Below are 25476 nucleotides of genomic sequence, written 5' to 3'. Positions count from 1 at the left end.
AAGGTCCGCTTCCCCTGCCGGCTCGCCCCCCAGTCTTCACAGCCGGGGCGCGCCATGCCAGGCCATTGAGCGGGCATTCGCCGGACATCTGCCGACCGATGCGGTTATCGCGTGATTCGGCCGTCCCCGGGAGCGCACGATGGACAGGCCCTGGCACCCCCCTACGGCGTCATGGGCCGCCTCGGGCCCGCGACGCCCTCTGCCAGGACGGTCGGTGCGGCGTGGGAGCCCGGCACGAGCCCGGCCCGGTCGGCCCGCGGCACCGACCAGTGAACGTCGCATGAAGTACCCCCAGGATTCAAGTGACCTACGGGACAACCGGTATTCGTCGCCCCAGCCCCGAGCGGAGGGACTCCTGCTCAAGGGGTGGCGGGCTCGGGCGGGCGGGAGGCGAGTTCCTCTTCGAGGATGGGCGCCGCGACCGTGGCGGCGTGGATGCCGATGACGCTGACGATGGCCAGCACCTCCATGATCTCCGCCGCCGTGGCGCCGTACCCGATGGCGTTGCGGATGTGCAGTTTGAGGCCGGGGGCGTACAGGTGTGTGGCGGAGGCGTCGAAGGCGATGTAGACGAGTTCCTTGACCTTCGGCTCGAGGACGCCGCTCGTCCAGGGGACGCCCGAGAAGGAGAGGTACGCCTCGAACAGGTCCGGGTCGAGCTCCAGCAGACCGTCCCAGAAGGCGTGCCAGTAACCCCGCCGCTCGGTGAAGGCCGCCTTCAGCTCCTCCCGGCGCTCGTCCAGGGGCGCCGGCCCGGTGCGCAGGCCCTCCTCCTCCAGCACCTCCAGCAGCAGCGGCACGCCGATGTTGGCGGCGTGGATGCCGAGCGTGCTGGTCAGCTCCAGCACCTCCATGATCTGCGCCGCCGTCGCCCCGTGGTCCAGGGCGGCGCGCACGTGCTGCCGGATGCCCGGCGTGTACAGGTGGGTGGCGGCGGCGTCCGCCGCGATGTAGATGAACTCCTTGACCACGGGCGGCAGGACGTCCCTCTGCCACGGCACCGCCGACAGGCCGAGGTAGGCCTGGAGGAAGGCCGGATCGAGGCGCAGGATGCTCTCCCACGGCTCGCCCCAGGTGCCGCGCACCCTGGTGAACTCGTCCTTGATCTGCTGCTGGTGTGGCGTCAGCGCCATGATGGATGATCTCCTTCAGTTCAGACGGGCGGTGGGGTCCAGGCGCCCGCGCCGCCGGAGCCGACGACGGTGTTGACGATGAACGCGCCGCCGTCGGCGGACACGACCTCGCCCGTGACATAGGAGGCGTCGTCGCCGAGCAGGAACGCGACCACGCCGGCGACCTCGTCGGCGCTGCCCGTGCGCCGCATCGGCGTGGTGCCGCCGCGCGCGGCGACGGTCGCGGCCCGGCCGGCGGGGAAGATGGCGGTGGGGATCAGGCCGGGCGCGACCGCGTTCACCCGGACGCCGCGCGGCCCGCCGTACATGGCGGCGCCGCGGACCAGGCCCAGCACGCCGTGCTTGGAGGTCTGGTACGGGAGCTGGTCGTCGGCGCCGCGCAGCGAGGAGATCGAGGCCGTCACGACGACGGCCCCGCCGCCCTCCTGCTCGCGGTAGCGGCGGAAGGCGGCGCGCAGGCCGAGGAAGGGCCCGCGCAGGTTCACCGCGATGACGTGGTCGAAGTCGGCGGGCTCGACGTCGGGCAGGGGCGCCATCGTGCCGAGCACCCCGGCGTTGAGATGGTGCAGGTCGATCCGGCCGAACCGGTCCACGGCGGCCCGGACGTACGCCTCCACCCCCTCCTCGGTCGAGACGTCGGCCGTCACCGCCACCGCCGGGCCGGGCAGCCCGGCGGCCACCCGCGCGGCCGCCGCGCCGTCGATGTCGGCGACGACGACGCCGGCCCCGTCCCGCGAGAGGCGGCGCGCGCTGGCGGCGCCGATCCCGCTGCCCGCGCCGGTGACGACGGCCACTTTCCCGGCCAGGCGGCCCGCCGGTACGTCATGAGTCACGAGGGACCCTCCTTTGCGGCTAGGAGACGCGGGCGACGAGGTCGCCGCCGCCGTCGAGGAGCGGGAAGCGGCGCATCACGTCGGGGTCGTGGCCGGCGACCAGGACGTGGCCCGGCTCGGAGTCCAGCTCGCGCAGCAGCTCGTACGCGCGGTAGGTGCCCTCCAGGTCGGTCAGCCACGTGAACGGCCGGTCCCGCTCGAACTCCTCGTAGAAATGGGCGGCGTCGGAGGTGAGGACGGCGTGCCCGGTCCGGGTGGCCACGCGCACGACGAGCTGGCCGGGGGTGTGCCCACCGACGGGGATCACCTCGACACCGGGAGCGACGGTGGTCGGCCGGGCCACGAAGGTGGCGCGTCCCTGGTCGCGGATCTCCACCAGGTGGGCCAGCTCGGCCGTCTCGGTCGTGAACGCGAACTGCTGCCGCCGCGCGTACGGCCCGGTCCAGAAGTCGAACTCGGCCAGGCCCATGACGACCTCCGAATCGGGGAAGGCCGCCAGGTTGCCGATGTGGTCGAAGTGCGCGTGCGTGGCGATGACCTGTGGCGCGTCCTCGGGGAGTACACCGAGGCCGGCCAGTGCGGCCATCGGCTCGGCCAGCTCGGTGCGCTGGGCCCGGCCGTCGCGGCCCGTGGGGCCGACGCCGGTGTCGATCACGACGGTGTGGTGCTCGTTCCTGGCCACCCACAGGTAGAAGTCCATGGTGATGAGGCCGTCGGGCTCGCCGTAGACGTGGTGGTTGAGGAACGTCCTGGAGCGGCGGCCGGTGCGGGTGGCGTACTTGACGGCGAGAACCTCGTAGGGGGAGACGGTCATGGGAAGAGCAGGCCGGCGGCGTTGGAGCCGAGCATGCGGCGTACGTCCTCCTCGGGCACGCCCGCGTCCAGCAGGCCGCGTGCGCCGCGGCGGAAGAGCGTGACCGGGAGCGGGTTGGCCTTCTGCCCGGAGTCCGAGGACAGCACCGTGCGTTCGGGGCCGGCGGCCTTGATGAAGGCCAGCAGCTCGCCGATGTCCCTGCGCCGCTCGGGGCGGCCGAAGTACATCACCAGGCAGTGCTCGATGTGCGCGCCCTGGCGGGCCCACTCGCCGGCCTGCTCGGTGGACGCGCCGACCACGAAGCAGGGGTGGTTGACGAGGATGCGCTCCACGCCCTCCTGCCGGGCCGCCCCGATCAGCGCGCTCGTCTCCTCGACGCCGAGGTGGCCGCAGGTCAGCACGGCCTGCTCGGCCGCGATGACGGACAGGATGTCGCGCACCTCGGGCAGCACCTCGCCGTCCGCGCCGAGGATGCGGATCACCTCGTTGGGACGCAACTCCACGACGGAGGTGGGGAAACCGGTGTCGTGATGCGCGTGGTGCTCGATGTGGGCGGACGAGGCCAGCGTGGGGAACCACACCACCCGGCCGCCCATCCGCAGGGCCAGCTCGACCGCGTACGGGTTGAGGCCGCCGACGGTGCGGTTGAGGGCGACCCCGCCGCGCACGGTCACGGGCAGGTCGTCGAGGCCGGCCGGCCCGAGGGCGAGGATGTCGGTGACCATGCTGTGGTGGTGGGACTTGGCGACGATGGCCTTGAACCCGGCGCCCGCCGCGTCGCGGGCGGCGTCGAGGATGTCCATGCGGCGCGGGAACGGGCTCGGCCCCGGGTGCTGGTGCAGGTCGACGGCGCCCACGAGCAGCGCGTCGGCCTCCGGGTCGGGGTCACGGCGGTCGCCGTCGAGGTCGGGGTCGATCAGGTGATCCGTGGTCATGCGTGCTCCTAGGGGGTCGGGGTTCGGGAGACCAGGACCTGGTGGGCCGGGTCCCAGTGGGCGGTCACGCCGCTGCCCGGCCGCAGGTCGTCGCCGGCGGCGTCGGGGGACAGGACCGCGGTGCCCGTGACGCCGCCGTAGTCGAGCTCCACCCGCTGGTGGGTGCCCTGGAAGTAGAGGCCGGTGACGGTCGCGGGCACCCGGTTCGCGCCGTCGGGGACCTGGCCGGGCTCGGTGGCGACGCGCAGGCGTTCGGGCCGTACGACCAGGTCGCGCTCATGCCCGGCACCGTCGGGGGCACCGTCGGGGGAGGTGGCGGGGGAGGTGGCGGGGGCGGCCCATTTGTGGCCGTTCCACTCGTACAGGCCGCCGGGGTGCAGCCGCCCGTCGAAGAGGTTCGACTCGCCGAGGAAGCGGGCCACGAAGCGGGTCCCGGGGTTGCGGTAGAGGTCGGCGGGGGTGCCGACCCGTTCGATCCGGCCCTCGTTGAAGACCGCGATGCGGTCCGAGAGCGACATCGCCTCGTCCTGGTCGTGGGTGACGAAGACGAAGGTCAGCTTGAGCTCCTCGTGCAGCCGCTTGATCTCCTGCTGCAGGCTCTGCCTGAGCTTGCGGTCGAGCGCGCTGAGCGGCTCGTCGAGCAGCAGCACACTGGGGGAGAAGACCACCGCGCGGGCCAGCGCGACACGCTGCTGCTGCCCGCCGGACAGCTCGTCCGGCCGCCGGTCGCCCATGCCGGTCAGGTCCACCAGCTCCAGGGTCCGCTCGACCCGCTGCGCGACCTCGGACTTGGCGACCTTGCGTTCGCGCAGCGGGAAGGCGATGTTCTGGGCCACGGTCATGTGCGGGAACAGGGCGTAGTTCTGGAAGACCATGCCGAAGTCGCGCTTGTGCGGCGGGAGCGGCGCGATGTCGCGCCCGCCGAGCCGGATGGAGCCCGAGGTGACCTCGGCGAATCCGGCGATCATGTTCAGCGTGGTGGTCTTGCCCGAGCCGCTGGGGCCGAGCAGGGTGAGGAACTCGCCGGAGGCGATGTCGAGGGTCACGTTGTCGACGACGAGCGGGCCCGTACCGTAGCGCTTGCACAGGTCCGTCAGTTCGATGCGCCCGCCGTCGGCTGGGGGAGTGGTCATCGCTGTCTTCCTCTGTTTCCTCGGCGCGCGCCGATCACCTGCGCGAGCAGGATCGGCACGCTGACCACCAGGACCATGAGGGTCGACGCCGCCGAGATGGTCGGGTCGATCTGCACGGTCACACTGTTGAACATCTGTACGGGCAGCGTGATGGCCGTCGGCGACTGGAGGAACAGCGAGATCACGACCTCGTCGAAGGAGCTCACGAACGCCAGCACCGCGCCGGACAGCACGCCCGGCATGGCCAGGGGGAGAGTGATCTTCGTGAAGACCGACCACGGCGACGCGCCGAGACTGCCGCCGGCCTTCTGCAGGGCCGGGTCCATGCCCTGCAGCCGGGCCGTCACCGCGATCACCACGAACGGCAGCGCCAGCGCGGTGTGCGCGAGCACGATGCCGGACAGGGTGCCGCTCAGGCCGAGCCGCAGGAAGGCCGAGAAGATCACCAGGGCGATCAGGATGTTGGGGATGATGATCGGCGACAGCAGGAACCCGGTGGCGACCCCCTTGGCGCGCTCGCCGAGCCGGGTCACGCCGATCGCGGCGGCGGTGCCGAGCACGGTGGCCAGCACCGCGGTGGCGGCTCCCACCTGCAAGGAGTTCACGATGGCGGTGGTCCACTCGGGTGAGGTGAACAGCCGCTCGTACCACTGCGCCGACCAGCCGGCCGGCGGGAACCTGAAGGTCTGCGACGACGAGAAGCTCATCGGGATGACGACCAGCGTCGGCACGGTCAGGAAGAGCCCGACCAGGAACGCGACGATCTTCAGCCAGGGACGTGCGGTCATCGGTCGTTGCCTCCCGCCATCACGTGGGCCGCGCCCGTCGTCGCGCCCGGCCCGGCCAGCCGCCGGCTGAGGCCGAGCACCACGAGGGTGACCACCAGGACGAAGACCCCCATGGCGCCACCGCCGCCGAAGTCGAGCAGCTCACGGGTGCGCACGCTGATCACCTGGGCGATCAGGGCGCTCTGCGGCGAGCCGAGCAGAGCGGGGGTGACGTAGAAGCCGAGGGCCAGGACGAACACCAGCGACGCCCCCGCGGCGACGCCCGGGAGTGAGAGCGGGAGGTACACCTTCCGGAACGTGGACAAGCGGCTGGCGCCCAGGCTCTGCCCGGCGAGCAGCAACCGCCGGTCGATCTGCTGCATGACGCTGAACATCGGCAGCACCATGAACGGCAGCAGCACCTGCGTCATCGAGATGGCCACGGCGGTCGTGGTGCCCAGCAGCGTGACGTCGCCCAGCCCGACCAGGCCGAGCATGCCCTGCACCACCCCGCCGTCCTGCATGAGGACCATCCACGCGAAGTTGCGCGCCAGCATGCTGGTCCAGAAGGGCACCAGCACCACGGTCACCATCAGGGCCCGCACCCCCGGCCCGGCCAGCGTCATCATGTACGCGTAGGGGTAGGCCAGCGCGATGCCCGCGACCGTGACCACCAGCGCGATCACCAGCGTGCGTCCCAGCACCCGCAGGGTGTAGCCGTCGGTGAAGAGCTGGACGTAGTTGCCCAGCCCCGGTTCGGGAGAGGTGAAGCTGTCGAGCAGGATGCTCAGCAGCGGCAGCACGAAGAACAGCGTCAGCGCGATCAGGGCGGGCAGCAGGAGCAGCAGGCCCGCGCCCCGCCTACGCCCGGCGGGCGACAGGCGGCGGCGCGGCGGCGGCTGCGCTTCGGCGGCGGCCCTGGCCGGGGCCGCGATGGGTGCCGGCATCGGTCAGCTGACCTTCCAGCTCGTCCAGCGCTTCACGACGTCGTCGGTGTTCTTGATCCACCACGGCTTGTCCTGCTCCAGCAGCCGGCCGCGGTCGGGCAGGAAGGCGTTGAACGTCTTCTGCACGTCGTTGTAGGCGATGCTGTTGATGTCGACGTCGCTGCGGGCCGGCGCGGTGCCGGTCAGCTCGGCGTACGCCTTGGCCTGCGCGGGCTCGGTGACGAACGCGAGACCCTGCTGGGCCAGCGCCTTGTGCGGCGCGCCCTTGGGGATGACCAGGACGCCGATGTCGGTGGTGGTGAAGTCCCAGACCGGCTTGAGGTTGGCGCCGCTCTGCGCGGTCACGATCGTGCGGGCGGTGACGGTCATCACCATGGAGCCCTGCCGGTCCACCATCATCTGCTGGACCGCGCCGTAGCTGGGCGCGAAGACCAGGGACGACTTGATGGTGTCGAGCTTGCGGAAGGCCCGGTCGATGTCCAGCGGGTAGAGCTGCTCCGGAGCGACGCCGTCGGCGACCAGGGCGGCCTCCAGCAGGCCGCTCTTGGGATAGTCCTGGACGATGCGCTTGCCGGGGAACCGCTTGACGTCGAAGAAGTCCTCGATCGCGGTGGGCGGGTCGTCCTTGAAGTCGTCGGCGTTGTAGCTGAAGACGTTCGCGTAGCGGTAGGTGGGCACGAAACAGTCGTGAGTGGTGCCCTCGGGGAACTTGGCACGATCCAGGGCGGGATCGTCGAGCTTCTCGTAGAGCCGGCCGCAGTAGGCGCCGGCGTAGATCCAGCTCATGTTGGCCAGGTCCCAGGCGGTCCTGCCGGAGGCGACCATGGCCTTGACCTGGGCGGCGTCGGCGGGGCTGACGTTGACGAAGGTCGTGCCGGTCTTGGCGGTGAAGGGCGCCTGCAGGGCCTTCTTCTCGTCCTCCTGGAACTGGCCGCCGGTGCTGGCCCAGGTCAGGGTCTTCTCCTGGGCCGCGGAGCCCTGGCCGCCACCGCAGGCCGCCGTGGCGGCGACGAGCGTTCCGGACATCAGCAGGGCGCGGAGATAGTTGTGCCTCATGTTCTTGCCTTTCTCGAGCGGTGATCGCCGCGCTGCCGAGAACACGCCCGGCGATCTCGGGTCGCCCCCGCCACCCGCTTGCCTGTGACCGGCCCGGCCTGGAACGGCCGGGCGGCCGGTACGACGCCCTCGCGCTAGTCGGCCGAGCTCTCCACCGAGGCCTTCAAGGCCTGGTTGATCGCCTGGGCGCCCTCGCGCAGGACCATCACCACGTCGCTGTCGTCCTCCTCCGGCACCAGAACGGTCACGCCGACCACGGCCAGCGCCGCGACGACCATGCCGCTGGCGTCCCGGATGGGCACGGCGACCGCGCGCACGCCCTCCGACGCGCTGGAGCGGATGGCCACGCCGGTCCTGCGTACCTCGTCCAGCCCGCTGACCTGCTCCTGCACGGGATCGGCCGGGCCGGAGCGGTAGGGGCGGTGAAAGGACTCGCTCTGGAACGCGCGGAACACGCAGTCCTGGGCGGTGCCGGCGCGCAGCCTGCTGCCGATCTTCACGGAGACGTGGGCGGTGCGGCTGCCGTCCTCGTGGACCTGGGCCACCACCGGGCAGTGCCCGTTCCAGATGGTCAGGACGACGGTGTGCCGGACCTGGAGGCTGACCCGCTCCATGATCGGGCGGGCCAGGTTGACCACGCCCAAGCGTGACAGGGCCAGCGTGCCGAGCTCGGCCAGCAGCGGGCCGAACTCGTACTGGTTGCGGTTCCTGCGCTGCAGGAGGCCGTGGTTCTCCATGGAGGCCAGGTAGCGGTGGGCGGTCGACTTGCCGACCGCGAGCTCCTGGGCCGCCGAGACCAGGTCGATGGTCCCGGCCTCGCCGAGCAGCCGCAGCAACTGCACGACCCGCGCGACCACCTGGATGTCGCCGCTGGGGATGTCGAGGCCCTCTTTGGCGGGCTTGGTGTCGGGGTGGAGTGCCACCGCGTAGGTCCTCCCATTCGTTCCGTCGTCCGAGTGAAGCGTTGTCCCGCTCTGCGGTGTGGCCGTCCACTCATCCGATACGCCGGACTGTAGACCAGGACCTTCCGGGGCAGTCAAGGTTTCCCAGGCATTTCACGGAGAGAAATTTTTAGGACATATCGGCCCCTTGACGCCCTTCGTCACACCGGCCTACCGTCACCACATCCCGGTAGACAGGAAATCGGTCCCGGAATACGGAACATCTCGATCCCGTAGCGAGGACGAACAGGAGAGCCCCCATGCGCATGCTCGAACGGATCCGTGGCGCCGACCGTTGCCTGGTCGGAACCTGGGTGAAGATCCCGGCTCTGGAGACCGTCGAGCTGCTGGCCCGGGCGGGCTTCGACTTCGTGGTCGTCGACATGGAGCACAGCCCGATGAGCCTGGAGTCGGCGTACCGGGCGATCGTCGTCGCCCAGGGGCTGGGCGTGCACGCCCTGGTGCGCGTGCCCGACGCGGGCGGCAGCCACCTGCAGCGCGTGCTCGACACCGGCGCGGACGGCATCCTCGTGCCGCACGTCACCGGCAGGAGCGACGCCGAACGCGCCATGCGCGGCATGACCTTCCCCCCGCACGGCGACCGGGGTCTCGGCACCACCTCCCGCGCCGGGGCCTGGGGGCTCGACGCCACGCCCGACTACCTGCGGCGCGGCGACGAGGAGACCATGCGCATCCCGCAACTGGAGGACCTGGCGGCGCTGGAGACGGCCGAGGAGATCCTCGACGTGCCCGGCCTGAACGGCGTCTTCCTCGGCATGGGCGACCTGACGCTCTCCACCGGGCTGCCCGCCGGCGACCCCGGCCTGCGGCGGCACGTCGACCGCCTGCTCGACGGCACGAAGGCGCGCGGCCTGCCCTGCGGCACCGCCGTACGCGACCCGGAGGCGGCCCGCGCGGCGGCCGGCCGGGGCTTCTCGTTCGTGATGATCGGCAACGACGCCGGCATCTTCGGCGCCGCGGCCACCGAGCTCCGCCGCGCCACCGGCACCCTCCCCCTGACCGCCCGCTCCTGACCGCCCGCTCCTGACCGCCCGCACCTGACCGCCCGCGACCGACCGGCCGCACCTGACCGGTCGCACTTGACCGCCCGCACCTCACAGCCCGCACCCGTCCGACGAGAGGGACACCTTTCATGCCCTACGACCCGAGCGACGCCCGCTCCGCCCTTCCCGCGAGCGCCGCCGCGGCGCCGGCCGGCCCCATCGCCGACGCCGACCACGTCAAGTTCTACGAACTGCCGCCCGTCGCCACCGACGGGGACACCCGCACCTGGTACGGCCGCAGCCAGCACCTCGTCATCGGCTACACCGATCTGGCGGGCGAGATCGAGTTCGCCCTGCCGGGCGCCGGCGGCGGGCACGCCGACGAGTGCGCGGTGCTGATGCCGGAGACCACCACCACGGCCGTCATCAAGGCCGGCGACGAGAGCGCCGAGGTGCCCGGCGGCACCCTCACCTTCGTCCCGCCCCTGGAGGGCGGTGTCCGGCTGCGCGGCCACGGCCGCGTCATCACCATCTTCACCGCCCGCACCGCACCCGAATGGGCCACGCCGGCCAACGCCGCGTCCTACCGTGAGCCGCATCCGGTCGTCGGCCCCCTGACCGCCTGGCCGGAGCCCGCCGGCGGGCACCGGTTGCGCACCTACGACCTCGACGTGCCCGGACTGGCCGAGCCGCCGTTCCGGATCTTCCGCTGCTCGACGTTCATGGTCAACTACATCCACCCCCGCACCGGGCCGCGCGACACCACCAGGATGTCCCCGCACACGCACGACGACTTCGAGCAGTGCTCCCTGATCCTGGACGGCGAGTACGTCCACCACCTGCGCTGGCCCTGGAGCACCGACCTCGCGGACTGGCGGCCGGACCAGCACGAACGCTGCGCCGCGCCGTCCCTGACCGTCATCCCGCCACCGTCGCTGCACACCAGCCAGGCCCTCGGCGACGGGGTCAACCACCTGATCGACATCTTCGCGCCGCCCCGCCTCGACTTCTCCCGGATGGAGGGCTGGGTCCTGAACGCCGACGAATACCCCATGCCCGAGGAGGATCGATGAGCAGGCTCGAGCCCTTCGAGGTCGACACCCTCGACGACGCCCAGCGCGAGGTCTACGACCGGCTGGTGAAGGGCCGCCGCGTCGGCAGGCCGCAGCCGTACCCGCTGGTGGACGAGCGGGGCCGGCTGACGGGCCCCACCAACGCGTGGCTGCTCAGCCCGCCCATCGGGGCGGCGTTCGAGCTGCTCGGCGCCGCCATCCGGTTCGACCTGTCGATCAGCCACCGCATCCGCGAGATCGTCACCTTCCAGGTCGCCCGGCATCGCGACAGCCCGTACGAGCTGTACGCCCACCGCCTCAGCGCGCCCGGTGCCGGGCTGTCGGAGACCGAGATCGAGGAGTTGTGCGCCGGCCGCGACGCCGGCCTCACCGACGCGGCCGAACGGGTCGCGTACGAGGTCACCGAGGCCCTCATCCACGTGGGCGACCTGGACGACGCGACCTACGACAGGGCCGTCGCGCTGCTGGGCGCCCGAGGGCTCTTCGAGATCACCGTGGTCGTCGGCTACTACCTGCTCACCGCCACGCAACTGGCCGTCTTCGGCGTGACACCGCCCGGCGAGGCCCCATGATGTCCCCGGACGCGCCGGGGCAGGTCGCGATCATCGGCGGCGGGTTCGGCGGCATCGCCGCGGCGGTCAAGCTGCAGGCCGCCGGGATCGGCGACTTCACCGTGTACGAGCAGTCGCCCGGCCCCGGCGGCACCTGGTGGGACAACCGCTATCCCGGCTGCGAGGTGGACATCCCCTCGCACGCCTACTCCTTCTCCTTCGCCCCGCGCGACTGGCCGCGTACGCACGCCACCCAGCCGGAGCTGAAGGCGTACGCGGAGTCGGTGATCGAGCAGTTCGGGCTGCGCTCCCGCTTCCGTTTCGGCGTCCGGGTGGAGTCGGTGACCTGGGACGACGCGGCCGGCCACCACCTCGTGCGCACGAGCGACGGCGCCCAGCGCGCGTACCGCTTCGTCATCAGCGCCGTCGGCCTGCTCAGCGTCCCGCGCTACCCGTCGTGGCCGGGCCTGGAGGACTTCGCCGGGCACAGCTTCCACACCTCCCGATGGGAGGAGGAGCTGGACCTGACCGGACGGCGGGTCGCCATCGTCGGCACCGGCTCCACCTCGGTGCAGATCGTCCCGGCCATCGCGCCGCAGGTCGAACGGCTGCGGGTCTTCCAGCGCGAGCCCGGCTGGGTCGAGGCCAAGGGCGAGCGGGCCTTCACCCCCGCCGAACGCGCGCTCTTCCGCCGTTTCGCCCCGCTGCGCAGGCTCTACCGGCTCAAGCTCTTCCTGCAGTCCGGCCGCCGCTTCAAGGCCTACGACCTGGCCGGCCGCCGGCAACGGCAGATGCGCGAGCTGTGCCTGCGCTACATCGCCACCGCCGTCCACGACCCCGAGGTGCGCGCGGCGGTGACGCCCGCCTACCCCTGGGGCTGCAAACGGCCCATCTTCGCCAGCGGCTTCTATCCCGCGCTGAACCGGCCGAACGTCGAGCTGGTCCCGCACGCGGTCACGAAGGTCACCCCCAAGGGCGTCGTCGACGAGCGCGGCGTCGAGCACGAGGCCGACGTCCTCATCCTCAGCACCGGCTTCCAGCCCACCCGGTTCCTGTCGCAGTTCGGGGTCACCGGGCGGCACGGCCGCGACCTCCAGGACTTCTGGGGCGACCGGCCGCGCGCCCTCCTCGGCACCACGGTGCCGGGCTTCCCCAACTTCTTCATCCTGTACGGCCCCAACACCAACGGCGGCTTCTCCATCATCGCCCAGCTCGAACGCCAGGCGGAGATCGCCGTGCGCGCCATCCGCACGGTCCGGCGCAGGCGCGCCAAACTGGTCGACACCCGGCCGCGCGCCCTGGAGCGGCACGTGCGGTGGCTGGACCTCCAGCTCGCCCGGCACGCCTCGGCGATGAACTCGGGCTGCAACAACTACTACCACTCGGCCTCGGGCGCGAACGTGACCCAGTGGCCCCGCACCCACGCCGTCTACTACCTGCTGTCCAAGATCCTGCCGCGCTTCGCGCTCGTCTACCGGGACCGGTGAGGCCGTCATGAGCTACGAGGTGCTCGCCATCCGCTACGCCACCCGGGACACGTGGACGCGCGACATCTACGCCAACCCGTGGGTCTACGACGAGCCGGACCGGCCGGCGCGGATGGACTACTTCTTCTGGCTGCTGCGCGGCGGCGGCCGGATCGTCCTGGTGGACACCGGGTTCACGCCGGAGGTCGGCGCGGCCCGCGCACGTACGACGCTGTGCCCGCCGCCTCGGGCGCTCGCCCGGCTCGGCGTCGAGCCCGCCGACGTCGACACCGTGGTGATCACCCACGCGCACTACGACCACACGGGCAACGCCGGGATCTTCCCGCGGGCCCAGATCGTGATCAGCGACCGGGAGCTGGCGTTCTGGACCGGCCCGTACGGCGGCCGCCAGCAGTTCGCGCACTCCGCCGAACGGGCCGACCTCGGCACACTGCGCCGGCTCGACGACGCCGGCCGGGTCACGCGGATGAGCGGCCGGCACCAGGTGGCGCCCGGCATCGAGCTGATCGAGGTCGGTGGGCACACGCCCGGGCAGCTCATCGCGCTGGTGGACGGCGAGGCCGGGCCCGTGCTGCTCGCCTCCGACGCCGTGCACTACTACGACGAGCTCGACCTGGACCGGCCGTTCGCCGTCTTCGCCGACCTGGCGGGCATGTACGCGGGCTTCGACACCGTCCGCGACCTGGCCGCCGCCTCGGGAGCGGCCGTGGTCGCCGGCCACGACCCCGCCGTGCTGACCCGCTTCACCCCGTGGGACACGGCCGATCCCGGCTTCGCGGTCCGCGTGGGCTGACATGAACGCAAAGGAGGAGCACATGAGCGGCAGATTCGAGGGCGCCGTCGCCGTGGTGACCGGCGCCGGGTCGGGCATCGGCGCGGCCACGGCGCGACGGCTGGCAGGGGAGGGGGCGTCGGTGGTCGTCGTCGACGTCGAGGAGGAGTCCGCGCGCCGCGTCGCCGATGCGCTGCCCGGCCCCGCGCTCGCGGTGCGCGGTGACGTGTCGCGCGAGGAGGACACCGAGGCGTACCTGGCGGCGGCCGTGGCCCGGTTCGGCCGGGTGGACCTGCACCACCTGAACGCGGGCATCGTCGGCACCTTCGACCGGCTGCCCGACGTCACGGTCGAGGACTTCGACCGGGTCGTGGCGGTCAATCTGCGCGGCGTCTTCCTCGGCGTGCGCGGCGCCTTCCGCCGCTACGCCGAGCAGGGCAGCGGCGGCGCCATCGTCATCACCGCCTCCATCGCCGCCCTGCGCGGCAGCCATGACCTGCTGCCGTACGAGTCGTCCAAGCACGGCGTGCTCGGCGTCATGCGCGGCGCCGCGATGTACGGGGGACCGCAGGGCGTGCGGGTCAACGCGGTCGCGCCCGGCCTGGTCCCCACCGGCCTGTTCGCCGGGGCGGGCACCGCCGGCGGCGCGGGCGGCGACCTGCTGCGGCGGGGCACGACCGTGCCGCAGCGGCGCACCGGGACCCCGGAGGAGGTGGCGGGCGCCGTGGCGTACCTGCTCAGCGACGACGCGTCGTACGTCAACGGCGAGGTGCTGTCCGTGGACGGCGGCTCGGCCTGGGTGAACACGGTACGCCCCGGCGGCGGCGCCGGTGCCTGGGACCCGGCCCCCGTCGACGAGGCGGCCCGCGTGATCCGGGAGCGGACGTCATGACCGGCACCGCGCACCCGCGCATCGGCTTCATCGGCCTCGGCAACATGGGCGGCCGGATCTCCCGGCGGCTCGGCGAGGCCGGGCACGCCGTTCTCGGATACGACCCGGCCGCCGGCGCCGCCGAGGGGGCCGGCGCGACCCCCGCGGAGAGCGTCGCCGAGGTGGCCCGCGGCACCGACGTGATCCTGCTGTCCCTTCCCGACAGCCGGGTGGTGGAGGCCGTGATGCTCGGTGCGGGTGGCGTGCTCGCCCACGCCCGCCCCGGGCAGGCCGTGGTGGACCTCAGCACCGCCGCCCCCGACTCCACCCGCGCCATCGCCGCGGCCCTGGCCGAACGCGGCTGCGACCACCTGGACGCGGGCGTCTCCGGCGGCGCCGCCGCGGCGGAACGCGGCGCCCTCACCCTCATGGTCGGCGGCGAGCAGGACGTCCTCGACCGGCTGCGGCCGACGCTGGACCCGTTCGCCGCGAAGGTCGTCCACATGGGCCCTTCCGGCGCCGGCCACTCGGCCAAGCTGCTCAACAACTTCCTCAACGCCGTCAGCCTGGCCGCCACCAGTGAGGTCATGGTCGCGGGCCACAAGGCGGGACTGGACCTGCGCGCCCTGCTGGACGTCCTGAACTCCTCCAGCGGCGCCAACTGGGCCACCGCCCACCGCTTCCCGCACATCATCGAAGGCGATTATCTGGAGGGCGGGCTCACCTCCGCCCTGATGACCAAGGACCTGGTCCTGTACCTGGACCACCTGCACAGCCTCGGTGTCCCGTCGCTCAACGCGGCCGGCCCCCTGGCCAGCTTCGGCCTGGCCGCCAACCTCGGGTACGCCGACCGCATCAGCAACCACGTCGTGGACGCCATCGGCGACATCGCCGGCGGGGTGCGGGTGCACGAGAAACGGAGCACGCCATGAAGATCGTACGCGGCCACGCGGACGGGACGGCCTCGGTCGTCAAGTCCGACACCTTCGCGGGCACGGTGTGGGCCGACGCCGTCCTGCCGGCGACCGACGGCACGACCATCAACGTCGTGACGTTCACCCCGGGCGCCCGTACCCACTGGCACGAGCACACCCATGGCCAGATCCTGCAGGTGCTCGCCGGCCAGGGCTGGGTGTGCGCCGAAGGCGGGCGCCCGCGGCGGCTCCTGCCCGGCGACACCGTCTGGGTGCCGCCCGGCGAGCGCCACTGGCACGGCGCCACGGCCACCACCCTGATGATCCACACCGCCATCTCCCTCGGTCCCACGCTCTGGCACGCCGAGGTCGGCGACGACGACTATCCCGCCGAATCCGCCTCTCACCTCGAGGAGTCACCATGACCGACCACGACGACAGCCGGTCCGAGCGCTTCCACGCGGGCCTGGAGGTTCGCAAGCAGGTGCTCGGGGCCGAGCACGTCGAACGCTCGCTCGCGGCGGTCAGCGACTTCGGCCGCCCGGTGCAGGAACTGGTGACCGAGTACTGCTGGGGGGAGATCTGGACCCGGGACGGCCTCGACCGCCGTACCCGCAGCCTGCTCAACCTCGCCATGCTGACCACGCTGAACAGGGGTCACGAGTTCGCCGTGCACGTCCGGGGCGCGATCGCCAACGGCGTCACGGAGCCGGAGATCCAGGAGGTGCTGCTGCAGGCCGCCGTCTACGCCGGTGTGCCCGCCGCCCTGGAGTCGTTCCGCATCGCGGAGCGGACGCTGACGGAGCTGCGCGAGCAAGGGGTGACGACCTCATGACCGCCGGCCCCGACGGGGGACCGCTGCGGGCGGGCGCCGTGATCGGGTTCGTCGGGCTGGGCAACATGGGCGGCCCGATGGCCGCCCGGCTGGCCGCGGCCGGTTACCGCGTCCAGGCGTACGACAGCTCCGAGCCGGCCCGCCGTACCGCCCCCGGCGGCGTCACCGTCACGGGGAGCGCCGCCGGGACGGGGGCGTGCGCCGGCGCCGTGGTGCTGATGCTGCCCGGCTCCGACGTGGTCGAGGCGGTGCTGCGCGAGGGGGGCCTGCTCGACGCCCTGGCGCCCGGCGCGACGGTCGTCGACATGAGCTCGTCGCAGCCGCTGCGTACCCGGGAGCTGGCGGCCGAGGCGGCCGGGCGGGGGATTCGCCTGGTGGACGCCCCGGTGTCCGGTGGCGTCAAGGGCGCGGCCGAGGGCAGCCTCACCATCATGACCGGCGGCGAGGAGCACGACCTGGCCCGGGTCCGCCCGGTGCTCGACGTCCTCGGCTCCCGGATCCTGCGGCTCGGCCCGGCCGGTTCCGGGCACGCGCTGAAGGCCCTGAACAACCTGATGTCGGCCACGCACCTGCTCATCACCGCCGAGGCCATGCTCGCCGGCGAGCGCTTCGGCCTGGACCCGGAGACCATGCTCGCGGCCGTGAACGGCTCCAGCGGGCGCAGCGGCTCGACGGAGAACAAGTGGCCGAACTTCGTCCTTCCCGGCACCTTCGACTCGGGTTTCGGGCTGCGCCTCATGCTGAAGGACATGCGCATCGCCCTGGACCTCGCCACGGCGACCGGCGTGGCGCCGCACCTCGCCCGCGCGGCGGTGGACCTGTGGGCGGACGCGGCCGAGCACCTCCCGCCGTTCGCCGACCACACGGAGATCGTCAGGCGGGTGAGCGAGCCGCGTTGAGCAGGGCGATGTGGCCGGTGGATCCGCGAGGCGCCAGGACCGTGATGTTCGTGCCGGACGCCACGACGAGCCGTCCATCCGGTGCCGCGGCCAGCGCGGTGATCGGCTCTGGAAAGACCAGGGGGTCACCGACGAGGCGGCCGGTGTCCAGGTCCCAGATCCACACCGTTCCATCGTCGCCGCCGCCGACCACGCGAGGGCGGCCGTCCACCACCATCGTGGCGACCGACCGCACCGGGCCGGTGCCGGCGGTCAGCGGTTGCCCGTGCGGCCTGCGCGTGGTCAGGTCCCAGATCCGCACCGTTCCGTCCGAGCCGCCGGTCACCGCGAGAGGGCGCTCGTCCACCCGCAGCGTCACCACCGATCGCACCCAACCGCGGTGGCCGCCGAGCCAGCGGCCCACCGGCCGGCCGGTGGTCATGTCGTACAGCCGCAGCGACCGGCCCTCCGCACCGGAGGGCATCAGCACGTGCGGCCGGCCGTCGATCACGACCGTGTCCAGCACCCGGTCGGAGGGCATCAGCACCTCAAGAAGGGCACCGGTCGGCAGCACCCGGATCAGATGAGCGAGGCCGGTCAGCGGCTCTCCGACGGGTCGCCGGGTGGTCAGGTCCCACATCCGCACGGTTCCGTCGTTGCCGCCGCTGACCGCGCAGGGGCGGCCGTCCACCGTCACGGTGACCACCGACCGCACCGGGCCGTTGTGGCCGGTCAGCGGCTCGCCGACGGGCTGCCGGGTGGTCAGGTCCCACACCCGCACCGTCCCGTCGCCGCCGCCGCTGACCGCGCGGGGCCGGCCGTCGATCAGCACGGCGGCCAGCGAGTACACCGTATCCGTGTGGCCGGTCAGCGACTCGCCGACGGGGTGCCCGGTGGAAAGGTCCCACACCCCCACGGTCTTGTCGTCGCCACCGCTGATCAGGCAGGGACGACCGTCCAGCAGCACCGTGGCCACCGACCGCACCCAGCCGGTACGGCCGCTCAACCGGGCGTCGGTGGGCTGTGCGACGGCCAGGTCCCACACCCGCACCGTCCCGTACGCGCTGACGGCGACCGCACGCGAACGACCGTCGACCACCTCGGCCGCCACGGACTCCACCGCGCCCCGATCGCCCGCCGGGTCGGTGGAGTCGGTCAGCGGGGCGCCCACCTGACGCCCGGTGATCAAGCACCAAGCCCGCACGGTGCGGTCGTCGCCGCACGTGACCGCGTAGGGGCGGCGGCCGATCATCGTCGTGGCCACCGACCGTACCGCTCTGGTGTGGCCGGTCAGCAGTTTGCCGACGGGTTGCCCGGTGATCAGGTTCCATCTCCGAAGAGTGCCGTCATGGCTCGCGCTGACCGCGTGGGGGCGGCTGTCGATCATCGTCGTGGCCACCGACCACACCGGGCCGTCATGGCCGGTCAGCGGCTCGCCTGCGGGTCGTCCGGTGGTCAGGTCCCACACCCGCACCGTCTGATCCTTGCTGCCGGTGACCGCGCAGGGGCGGCCGTCGATCACTGTCGTGGCCACCGACATCACCCAGCTCGTGTGGCCGGTCTGTGGCTCGCCGACGGGTTGCCGGGTGGTCAGGTCCCACACCCGCACCGTGTTGTCCATGCCGCCCGTGACGGCGCAGGGGCGGCCGTCGATCATTGTCGTGGCCACCGACATCACCCAGCTCGTGTGGCCGGTCAGTGGCTCGCCGACGGGTTGCCGGGTGGTCAGGTCCCACACGCGCACGGTCTTGTCGTTGCCGGTGGTGACCGCGCAGGGGCGGCCGTCGATCAGCACGGTGGCCATCGCCCGCACGGTGTCCGTGTGGCCGGTCAGCGGATCACCGGCGGGCCGTCCGGTGGTCAGGTCCCACACCCGTACCGAACCGCCGTCGCCGTTGGTGATCGCGAGGAGGCGGTCGTCCACCAGCGCCGTGATCACATCCGTGGGGTAATACGGGGTGTGGAACGCGCTCACGAGGCGCGGATCGAACAGGACCCCGCTGGCCCAGTCCACCTCCCAGTCGGCCCCCTTTCCGGCCACGGAGACCGCGCTGATCCTGACGGAGAGGTCACGGTCGCCGAGCCGAGCCGCGGCCAAGGCCAGCGCCTGCCGGCGCTCGACCGCCGTCGCGTCGCGATGCCACTGCTGCGAGGTGCGATACACCGCTGCGGCCGGCAACCACTCGCCCCGCGACACCGCGGCTTCGAGAGCCGGCCCCACCCGATCGGGATCCCCGTGCACCAGCACCTCGGGATCGTCCGCATCGGTCGATAAGTCCTCTCGTGTCGGCATTTCCTGATTCCCCTCGCCCACCGGCAATCCCCTTCTCCGAACCGCGCCGCGGCGCCGTCGGCCGGGACCCGACGAACCTACCGCCCCGCGGGCGCGGGCACCTGTCGTCCACCTGCCCCGGCCGACCACACCGCCAAGCACGGCCGCGTCCACCGTCCACATGATCACGGTCAACGGCTTCAAGTAGGCTTGAAGTCACATGGACGAGCAGTTGACGATCGGTGAGCTGGCGACCCGCACCGGTGTCGCCACCTCGGCGCTGCGCTACTGGGAGGAGCTCGGCCTGTTCCCGGCGCCGGCCCGGATCTCCGGCCAACGGCGCTACCCGCCCTCGGCGGTCGAGCTGGTCGGGGTGGTCGTGTTGCTGCGCGAGGTCGGCTTCACGTTGCGGGAGATCAAGGCGTTCATCGCGTCTCGCTCGCCGGCCGGCGACGGTTGGCGCGAGCTGTACCAGCGCAAGCTCACCGAGCTGGATCAGCGGATCGCCCAGGCTCAGGTGGCCCGTACGGTCATCGCCCATGGCCTGGCCTGCCCGCACCAGGACATCTTCGAGTGCGCCAACTTCACCGGCGGGGTCGCGGCGCTCCTGGCGGGCTCCTCCCTCGAAGAGGCGCACGAAAGGGCTCATCCGCGGACCTCGCCGTCGAAGTAGGCGGACGACGCCGCTGACGTAACGGCCGCCCTTGACGTCGCCCGGTACGACCAGGCGCAGTTGCGCGTTCTTGGTCTCAGGGTCGACGCGGGGCTCGGTCAGGTTGAGGACGACGGCCGGCGGCGGGCGCGAGCGTGGCCAGCAGGACGGTGGCAAGGACGGAGGTTGCGGCCCAGCGACGCGGGGAACCCCGGCTCGTAGGGATGTGCTGCGATCTCGTGGATGCCACGACAGAACCGTAGATCATGCCGCTGTTGCGGCGTAAGACCGGTATTCATGCTGGAATGTGCGGCAGGTATGGTGATGGCTTGTGACGACGTTTCGGATCCGCGAGGCCGCGGCGCCGCTCGGGGTGTGCTCCGACACCGTCGCCGAGGTGGTCCGCGATGCGGTGATGGCGCAGGTGGAGATCGCCGCGGGGCCGTTCCGGGTGGTGTCGCTGATGAGCTGGGCCTGGAGGTGGGGGTGGTGGCGGTCGCCGTGATCAAGTCCACCAGTGTCGTCGTGGAGATTCCCGGCCACGAGCGCGTGGCCGGTTACCTGTGAGGAGCCCCTCTTGGTGTTCAGGCGTCTTTCCCGATGGGCGATCGCCCTGCCCGTCGCGCTCGCCCTGGCGGGCCTGTCCGGTTGCGGCTCCGGCGAACCGGCCACGACCTCCGCGTCAACCCCGGCGTCGGCCTCCGCCGGTGGCGGCGCGAAGGAGGTGACGGTGTTCGCGGCGGCGTCGCTGACCGGGACGTTCACCGAGCTCGGCAAGACCTTCGAGGCCGCGCATCCGGGCACGACGGTGAGGTTCAACTTCGGCTCCAGCGCCACGCTGGCCCAGCAGATCGTCCAGGGGGCGCCGGCGGACGTGTTCGCGGCGGCGAGCCCGGCCACGATGAAGACGGTCACCGACGCCTCGCTGGCGGCCTCGCCGACCACGTTCGTGCGCAACACGCTGCAGATCGCGGTGCCCGCCGACAACCCGGCCAAGGTGGACGAGCTGAAGGATCTGAGCGATGCCGAGGTGAAGGTGGCGCTCTGCGCCGAGCAGGTGCCGTGCGGGGCGGCGGCGGTCAAGGCGCTGGACGCGGCCAAGCTGGAGGTCAAGCCGGTCACTCTGGAGCAGGATGTGAAGGCCACCCTGACGAAGGTGGAGCTGGGCGAGGTGGACGCGGCGCTGGTCTACAAGACCGACGTGATCGCCTCGGCGGGCAAGGTGCGGGGCATCGGGTTCCCGGAGGCGGACCAGGCGATCAACGACTACCCGATCGCCACCCTGTCGAAGGCTCCGGCCGGTGATGCGGCCAAGCAGTTCGTGGACCTGGTGCTGTCGCAGCAGGGCAAGGACGTGCTGACCAAGGCCGGCTTCGAGGCCCCCTGATCACGGATGGGCTCTTCCGCGTCGGAGCGGCTCGACCCGGTGGCCCGGCGGGCTGGGCCCGCCGGGCAGGTCAGGCCGGTGTGCGGGGCTCCGACCAGGACTCCCCGGACGTTGGGAAAGGCGGGCCCGGGGATCGAGAGGCGGGCGATCAGCCGGACGGCTCCATGCCAGTGGTGCCCGTCCAGATGAGCACGGTGAACGGGACGGCGCTCGAAGGGTGGTGCACGCGCCCGGAGGTGATCCGGTACGCGCTGCTGAGGGTTCCGCCGGACAGCTCAACCGATACCTGTACGATGCCGACGTCCTGCTGGATGCGGGTAAGCCTGCCGTCGCAGGGCCCTCCGGCACAGATGGCGTTCGGTCGGGGTTTCATCCCCGGCCGGACCCTAAGGCGGCCGCCCTGATCCCTCTCATCTGGCATGTCCTCCGAACCCTGCGGCTAGTCCTTTTGAGACTACTCTGGGCCTTCCGGCGACCACGCCCGGCCCTACGCTTGAAGGCGTGGAGTCTCCCGAGTTGTCGCTCACCGAGTGGGTCGTGCTCGCGCTGGTCGCAGAGGGCCCCACGCACGGCTTCGCCGTCTCCCGGCTCACCGCGCCCTCCGGTCCCGTCGGCACGATCTGGCAGGTGCCCCGGCCGCGCGTGTACCGCGCGCTCGACCGGCTGGTGGAGCTGTCGCTGGCCGAGCCGTCGGGGACGGAGCCGGGCCGCGGCGGCCCGCACCGTACGCTGCTCGCCGTCACCGCGCCGGGGCGATCCGCCGTGGACGCGTGGCTGATGCGGCCGGTGCGGCACATCCGGGACGTCCGCAGCGAGTTCCTGGTCAAGCTGGCCCTGCTCGACCGCGTCACGACGGATCCACGGCCGCTGCTGGAGGCGCAGGCGGAGCGCATCGAGCCGATCATCGCCGGCCTGCGCGAGCAGCGTGACCAGGCGCACGGGTTCGAGCACCTGGTGGCCTCCTGGAGATACGAGACCGCCGAAACGGCCCTGCGCCTGATGCGGACGACCAGGGGATGACCGGCGTCGGCCCGCGTTCCGTCCGGGCCGTGACCACCGCCGTCCGATCACGTGCCCGAGGGGTCGTGGCCGGCCGCGTACACCCAGCCGTGGAGCCCGGACGCGAGCGGCACCAGGACGCGCCGGTAGTCGTCGACCTCATAGGCGTCCGCCGCGGCGAGCTCGTCCTCGGTGAGGCGGAGCGCGGTGCCCTCGACGACGTCGGCGGCTTCACCGGTGGCCTCCAGGATCGGGTGGTGCGTGGCGCCACTGATCGCGATGACGTGCGGATCGGTGATCTCCACCATGGACAGCCGATAGCCGGGCAACCCGTCCGGAGTGCCGGCCACCTCACGGCCGAACACCGACAGTTGCACCTCGCGTTGACGCAGCGTGCCATAGGAGAACAGAACGACAGGGTGAGCGACCATGGGCCCATCATCCCGGAGCCCTGATCACCGATCTTCCCCGGCCTCCTGCATGACCCTCCACGGCGTGACCTAGCATGCGGTCATGCAGACTGCTGCGGGCGTGGTACTTGCCGGCGGGCGCTCCACGCGGATGGGCCGGCCGAAGGCGTGGCTGGAATGGCACGGGTCGACGTTGCTCTACCGGGCCACCGCGGTCCTCGCCAGGACGGTCGGCGGCCCGGTCGTCGTGGTGGCCGCGCCCGGGCAGGAGCTGCCGCCGCTGCCCTCGGGGGTGTCGGTGGTCGAGGACCCCGTGGAAGGGCTGGGCCCCATGCAGGGGCTGGCCGTGGGGCTCGCCGCGGTGTCCGGCCGGGCCGAGACGGCCTTCGTGTGCTCCACCGACATGCCGTTCCTCCACCCGGCCTTCGTCCGGCGCGTCCTGCGCGCCCTGACCCCCGGAACGGACGTCGCGTTGCCGGTGGCCCGGGGTTTCCGGCAACCGCTGGCCGCCGGCTACCGGACCGCCCTGGCCGGACTGGTCGCGGAGCTCCTGGCCGAGGGCGACCTCCGGCCGGGCATGCTCTTCAAGCACTGCGAGGTGGCCCGGCTGGGCGACGAGGAGCTGCTGGCCGACGGCGATCTCGCGCGGACCGATCCGGAGCTGGAGTCCGTGGTGAACGTCAACTCCCCGGACGACTACGCGGCGGCCCGGGACCGGCCGCCACCGGAGGTCGCGGTGGAGTGCTTCGGCGCGCTGGCGAGGAACGGCGGCCATCGGCCGCGCGGGGTCCGGGCCGCCACGCTCGGGGCCGCGGCCGCCTCGGTCGGGCTGGCCCTGGACCGTCACGTGGTGGCCGCGCTCAACGGCGATCAGGTCACCCGGGACGAGTGGCTGCCCCTGGTGGCCGGGGACACCGTCGCCTTCCTGTCGGCGGACGCCGGGGGCTGAGGCCGTAGAGTCGTGGCATGGTGCCTGGTGGATTCTTCGGACGCGCGTTGGTGATCGACGTCGCCGGCCGTGCGGCGAGCGGCACCGCCCACGAGCTGGACGAGCGGGTGCTCCGGTCCTACCTGGGCGGGGTGGGGCTCGGCACGTGGCTGCTGCACCGGCTGGCGCCCGCCGGGGTCGACCCCCTGGCTCCCGAGGCGCCGCTGGCCTTCGTCTTCTCCTCGCTGGTGGGCACCCCGCTGACGACCAGCGCGAAGTTCGCGGTGGTGGCCAAGTCGCCGCTGACCGGACTGCTCACCGACGCCCTCGCCTCCAGCCGGTTCGCCATCGCCGGCAAGCTGACCGGGCATGACGCGATCGTGATCCGCGGGCGCGCCGACGAGCTCTCGGTGCTGCTGATCGAGGGCGACGACGTCCGGCTCGAACCGGCTCCCGAGCTCGCCGGGATGACCGCGGCCGAGGCGGAGACCGCGGCCAGGGCGCGGTTCGGCCGCACCTGGCAGACCGCGGCCATCGGCCCGGCGGGCGAGCGGCAGGTGAGATACGCGACCATCAGCCATGACGGCCGCCACGCCGGCCGGGGCGGCCTGGGCGCCACGATGGGCGCGAAGAACCTCAAGGCCGTGCTGGTCAGAGCGGCGACCAAGGTCTCGGTCGCCGACCAGGCCGGCGTCCTCGCCGCCGCCCGCGACCTGCGCCGGCGCAGCTTCGGCCCGGCCACCGCGAAATACCGGGAGCTGGGCACGCTGGCCAACCTCCTGGCCTTCAACGCCGTCAGCACCCTGCCCACCCGCAACTTCACCGCGGCGACCTTCGAAGGCGCGCCCCGGCTGGCCGCCGAGGAGCTGCACGAGCTGCGCGGGGTGGCGCGCAACAGTTGCGCGTCGTGTTCCATCGGCTGCGAGCACATCTACTCCCGCAAGGGCGGCGGCAGCCAGCGGATGGAGTACGAGAACGTCTTCGCGCTCGGCCCGCTGTGCGGCGTGTCCGATCCCGACGAGGTGTTCGCCGCCAGCGCGCGCTGCGACGAGCTGGGCCTCGACACCATCTCGGCGGGCGGCACGATCGCGTGGGCCATGGAGTGCGTCGAACGCGGCCTGCTCGACGAGCCGTGGCTGCGCTTCGGCGACGGCGCCGCCCTGTTGCGCGCGCTGGACGCGATCGGGGAGCGGTCGCCGGGCCTGGGGGAGCTGCTCGCGCAGGGCTCGCGCCGGGCCGCCGCCGTGGTCGGGCAGTCCTCGATCGACTTCGCGCCGCAGGTCAAGGGGCTGGAGCTGCCCGGCTACGAGCCGCGCACCCTGCAGGCGATGGCGCTCGGGCTCGCGGTGAACGCCAGGGGAGCCGATCACAACCGATCCGGCGCCTATGAGGCCGACCTGTCGGGCGAGCACGACCGGCTGGCCGGCGGCGCCGCCCATGTCGCCGCCGCGATCGCCACCGAAGACCGCGCCGCGGTCATGGACTCGATGATCCTGTGCAAGTTCCTGCGTGGTGTCTTCGACGACCCCTTTACGGAGTGGGCCGGGCTGCTCGCCCTGGTCACCGGCTGGCCGATGGACGCCGCCGAGCTGCGCGACACCGCCCGGCGGATCGTACGGGCCAAGCGCGCGTTCAACCTGCGCGAGGGGGCCACCGCGGCCGACGACACGCTGCCGGCCCGGATGCTGGAGACGCCGCTGGAGCTCGGTTCCGGCCGTCGTGCGGCTCTGGACTCGGGCCGCCTGCGGTCGATGGTCGCCGGCTACTACTCCGCGCGGGGGTTGGACGAGGAGGGTCGCGTCGCGGCGGCCGACCTCGCAGATCTCCTGCTGGACGCGTAGCCGTACGAGAGCGGGGTCCTTGTGTGTCGGAACGAGCGAGGGG

General features: G+C 72.4%; 27 protein-coding genes and 1 pseudogene. 16 read left to right on the top strand and 12 right to left on the bottom strand.

Features of this window, described 5'->3' with window-relative positions; translation table 11 throughout:
* Nucleotides 1-359 precede the first annotated feature (359 nt).
* The 9 genes from AB0I15_RS37310 to AB0I15_RS37270 all read right to left on the bottom strand — a co-directional run bounded on the left by AB0I15_RS37310 (nucleotide 360) and on the right by AB0I15_RS37270 (nucleotide 8541).
* Nucleotides 360-1133 carry a carboxymuconolactone decarboxylase family protein gene (locus AB0I15_RS37310; RefSeq protein WP_358106412.1) on the bottom strand — a complete coding sequence of 258 codons (774 nt, stop codon included), beginning with the start codon at nucleotides 1131-1133 and terminating at the stop codon, nucleotides 360-362.
* Nucleotides 1134-1153: 20 nt separating this feature from the next.
* Nucleotides 1154-1966, bottom strand: coding sequence for an SDR family NAD(P)-dependent oxidoreductase (locus AB0I15_RS37305; protein WP_358106409.1), 813 nt, complete (start codon nucleotides 1964-1966; stop codon nucleotides 1154-1156).
* A 19-nt stretch (nucleotides 1967-1985) separates the two neighbouring features.
* The gene (locus tag AB0I15_RS37300; protein WP_358106406.1) at nucleotides 1986-2780 is read right to left on the bottom strand and encodes an N-acyl homoserine lactonase family protein; all 795 of its coding nucleotides are present in this window, start codon (nucleotides 2778-2780) and stop codon (nucleotides 1986-1988) included.
* Nucleotides 2777-3715 carry a DUF6282 family protein gene (locus AB0I15_RS37295; RefSeq protein ID WP_358106403.1) on the bottom strand — a complete coding sequence of 313 codons (939 nt, stop codon included), beginning with the start codon at nucleotides 3713-3715 and terminating at the stop codon, nucleotides 2777-2779. Before AB0I15_RS37295 ends, AB0I15_RS37300 begins: the two co-directional genes overlap by 4 nt.
* Before the next feature lie 8 nt (nucleotides 3716-3723).
* A complete protein-coding gene (locus tag AB0I15_RS37290) occupies nucleotides 3724-4848 on the bottom strand; it encodes an ABC transporter ATP-binding protein (protein ID WP_358106400.1) in 1125 nt (374 codons plus the stop codon).
* Complete coding sequence (locus AB0I15_RS37285) at nucleotides 4845-5636, bottom strand: ABC transporter permease (protein WP_358106397.1); 792 nt, start codon at nucleotides 5634-5636, stop codon at nucleotides 4845-4847. The genes AB0I15_RS37290 and AB0I15_RS37285 overlap by 4 nt, the downstream gene beginning before the upstream one ends.
* Complete coding sequence (locus AB0I15_RS37280; protein ID WP_358106394.1) at nucleotides 5633-6562, bottom strand: ABC transporter permease; 930 nt, start codon at nucleotides 6560-6562, stop codon at nucleotides 5633-5635. Before AB0I15_RS37280 ends, AB0I15_RS37285 begins: the two co-directional genes overlap by 4 nt.
* Nucleotides 6563-6565: 3 nt before the next feature.
* Nucleotides 6566-7618: an extracellular solute-binding protein gene (locus AB0I15_RS37275; RefSeq protein WP_358106391.1), complete on the bottom strand. Its 1053-nt coding sequence runs from the start codon at nucleotides 7616-7618 to the stop codon at nucleotides 6566-6568.
* 134 nt (nucleotides 7619-7752) lie between these two features.
* Nucleotides 7753-8541 (bottom strand): IclR family transcriptional regulator C-terminal domain-containing protein, encoded by a 789-nt coding sequence (locus AB0I15_RS37270; protein WP_358106388.1) that lies wholly within the window; start codon nucleotides 8539-8541, stop codon nucleotides 7753-7755.
* A gap of 278 nt (nucleotides 8542-8819) precedes the next feature.
* Between AB0I15_RS37270 and AB0I15_RS37265 the strand changes: the two genes are divergently transcribed.
* The 10 genes from AB0I15_RS37265 to AB0I15_RS37220 all read left to right on the top strand — a co-directional run bounded on the left by AB0I15_RS37265 (nucleotide 8820) and on the right by AB0I15_RS37220 (nucleotide 16965).
* On the top strand, nucleotides 8820-9593 hold the full coding sequence (locus AB0I15_RS37265) for an aldolase/citrate lyase family protein (protein ID WP_358106385.1): 774 nt from the start codon (nucleotides 8820-8822) through the stop codon (nucleotides 9591-9593).
* Between the two features lie 119 nt (nucleotides 9594-9712).
* Nucleotides 9713-10636, top strand: coding sequence for a hypothetical protein (locus AB0I15_RS37260; RefSeq protein ID WP_358106382.1), 924 nt, complete (start codon nucleotides 9713-9715; stop codon nucleotides 10634-10636).
* Nucleotides 10633-11208, top strand: a complete 576-nt coding sequence (locus AB0I15_RS37255; protein ID WP_358106379.1) for a carboxymuconolactone decarboxylase family protein — start codon at nucleotides 10633-10635, stop codon at nucleotides 11206-11208. The genes AB0I15_RS37260 and AB0I15_RS37255 overlap by 4 nt, the downstream gene beginning before the upstream one ends.
* Nucleotides 11205-12674 carry an NAD(P)/FAD-dependent oxidoreductase gene (locus AB0I15_RS37250; protein ID WP_358106376.1) on the top strand — a complete coding sequence of 490 codons (1470 nt, stop codon included), beginning with the start codon at nucleotides 11205-11207 and terminating at the stop codon, nucleotides 12672-12674. The genes AB0I15_RS37255 and AB0I15_RS37250 overlap by 4 nt, the downstream gene beginning before the upstream one ends.
* A gap of 7 nt (nucleotides 12675-12681) precedes the next feature.
* Nucleotides 12682-13467, top strand: coding sequence for an N-acyl homoserine lactonase family protein (locus AB0I15_RS37245; protein ID WP_358106373.1), 786 nt, complete (start codon nucleotides 12682-12684; stop codon nucleotides 13465-13467).
* Between the two features lie 22 nt (nucleotides 13468-13489).
* On the top strand, nucleotides 13490-14338 hold the full coding sequence (locus tag AB0I15_RS37240) for a glucose 1-dehydrogenase (protein ID WP_358106370.1): 849 nt from the start codon (nucleotides 13490-13492) through the stop codon (nucleotides 14336-14338).
* Complete coding sequence (locus AB0I15_RS37235) at nucleotides 14335-15249, top strand: NAD(P)-dependent oxidoreductase (protein ID WP_358106367.1); 915 nt, start codon at nucleotides 14335-14337, stop codon at nucleotides 15247-15249. The genes AB0I15_RS37240 and AB0I15_RS37235 overlap by 4 nt, the downstream gene beginning before the upstream one ends.
* Entirely contained in the window at nucleotides 15246-15656 is a 411-nt protein-coding gene (locus AB0I15_RS37230; protein ID WP_358106364.1) for a cupin domain-containing protein, read from the top strand. Before AB0I15_RS37235 ends, AB0I15_RS37230 begins: the two co-directional genes overlap by 4 nt.
* A complete protein-coding gene (pcaC, locus tag AB0I15_RS37225; protein ID WP_358106361.1) occupies nucleotides 15653-16066 on the top strand; it encodes a 4-carboxymuconolactone decarboxylase in 414 nt (137 codons plus the stop codon). Before AB0I15_RS37230 ends, pcaC begins: the two co-directional genes overlap by 4 nt.
* Complete coding sequence (locus tag AB0I15_RS37220; protein WP_358106358.1) at nucleotides 16063-16965, top strand: NAD(P)-dependent oxidoreductase; 903 nt, start codon at nucleotides 16063-16065, stop codon at nucleotides 16963-16965. Before pcaC ends, AB0I15_RS37220 begins: the two co-directional genes overlap by 4 nt.
* Here the strand turns inward: AB0I15_RS37220 and AB0I15_RS37215 are convergent.
* On the bottom strand, nucleotides 16940-19237 hold the full coding sequence (locus AB0I15_RS37215) for a WD40 repeat domain-containing protein (protein ID WP_358106355.1): 2298 nt from the start codon (nucleotides 19235-19237) through the stop codon (nucleotides 16940-16942). The genes AB0I15_RS37220 and AB0I15_RS37215 overlap by 26 nt on opposite strands.
* 199 nt (nucleotides 19238-19436) lie before the next feature.
* Here AB0I15_RS37215 and AB0I15_RS37210 point away from each other — a divergent pair, with 199 nt between their 5' ends.
* The 3 genes and pseudogenes from AB0I15_RS37210 to modA all read left to right on the top strand — a co-directional run bounded on the left by AB0I15_RS37210 (nucleotide 19437) and on the right by modA (nucleotide 21255).
* Nucleotides 19437-19889 carry a MerR family transcriptional regulator gene (locus AB0I15_RS37210; RefSeq protein ID WP_358106352.1) on the top strand — a complete coding sequence of 151 codons (453 nt, stop codon included), beginning with the start codon at nucleotides 19437-19439 and terminating at the stop codon, nucleotides 19887-19889.
* Nucleotides 19890-20199: 310 nt separating this feature from the next.
* Nucleotides 20200-20435, top strand: a pseudogene (locus tag AB0I15_RS37205) (hypothetical protein).
* Between the two features lie 10 nt (nucleotides 20436-20445).
* Entirely contained in the window at nucleotides 20446-21255 is an 810-nt protein-coding gene (gene modA, locus AB0I15_RS37200) for a molybdate ABC transporter substrate-binding protein (RefSeq protein ID WP_358106349.1), read from the top strand.
* A 148-nt stretch (nucleotides 21256-21403) separates the two neighbouring features.
* Here modA and AB0I15_RS37195 read toward each other — a convergent pair whose 3' ends face one another.
* Complete coding sequence (locus AB0I15_RS37195) at nucleotides 21404-21628, bottom strand: hypothetical protein (protein ID WP_358106346.1); 225 nt, start codon at nucleotides 21626-21628, stop codon at nucleotides 21404-21406.
* A gap of 128 nt (nucleotides 21629-21756) precedes the next feature.
* On the opposite strand from AB0I15_RS37195, the gene AB0I15_RS37190 reads away from it, so the two are divergent.
* Nucleotides 21757-22275: a PadR family transcriptional regulator gene (locus AB0I15_RS37190; RefSeq protein ID WP_358106344.1), complete on the top strand. Its 519-nt coding sequence runs from the start codon at nucleotides 21757-21759 to the stop codon at nucleotides 22273-22275.
* 47 nt (nucleotides 22276-22322) lie between these two features.
* Here the strand turns inward: AB0I15_RS37190 and AB0I15_RS37185 are convergent, their stop codons facing one another.
* Nucleotides 22323-22685 (bottom strand): gamma-glutamylcyclotransferase family protein, encoded by a 363-nt coding sequence (locus AB0I15_RS37185; protein ID WP_358106341.1) that lies wholly within the window; start codon nucleotides 22683-22685, stop codon nucleotides 22323-22325.
* An 82-nt stretch (nucleotides 22686-22767) separates the two neighbouring features.
* Here AB0I15_RS37185 and AB0I15_RS37180 point away from each other — a divergent pair, with 82 nt between their 5' ends.
* Both AB0I15_RS37180 and AB0I15_RS37175 read left to right on the top strand, forming a co-directional pair.
* A complete protein-coding gene (locus AB0I15_RS37180; RefSeq protein ID WP_358106338.1) occupies nucleotides 22768-23613 on the top strand; it encodes an NTP transferase domain-containing protein in 846 nt (281 codons plus the stop codon).
* A gap of 17 nt (nucleotides 23614-23630) precedes the next feature.
* The gene (locus AB0I15_RS37175; RefSeq protein ID WP_358106335.1) at nucleotides 23631-25433 is read left to right on the top strand and encodes an aldehyde ferredoxin oxidoreductase C-terminal domain-containing protein; all 1803 of its coding nucleotides are present in this window, start codon (nucleotides 23631-23633) and stop codon (nucleotides 25431-25433) included.
* The last annotated feature ends 43 nt before the right edge of the window (nucleotides 25434-25476 follow it).

It is taken from the genome of Nonomuraea sp. NPDC050643, assembly GCF_040654715.1.
In the GTDB taxonomy this organism is placed as follows: domain Bacteria; phylum Actinomycetota; class Actinomycetes; order Streptosporangiales; family Streptosporangiaceae; genus Nonomuraea.
Note: the sequence above shows the minus strand (reverse complement) of the source record. Positions and strands in the feature narration are given on the sequence as shown.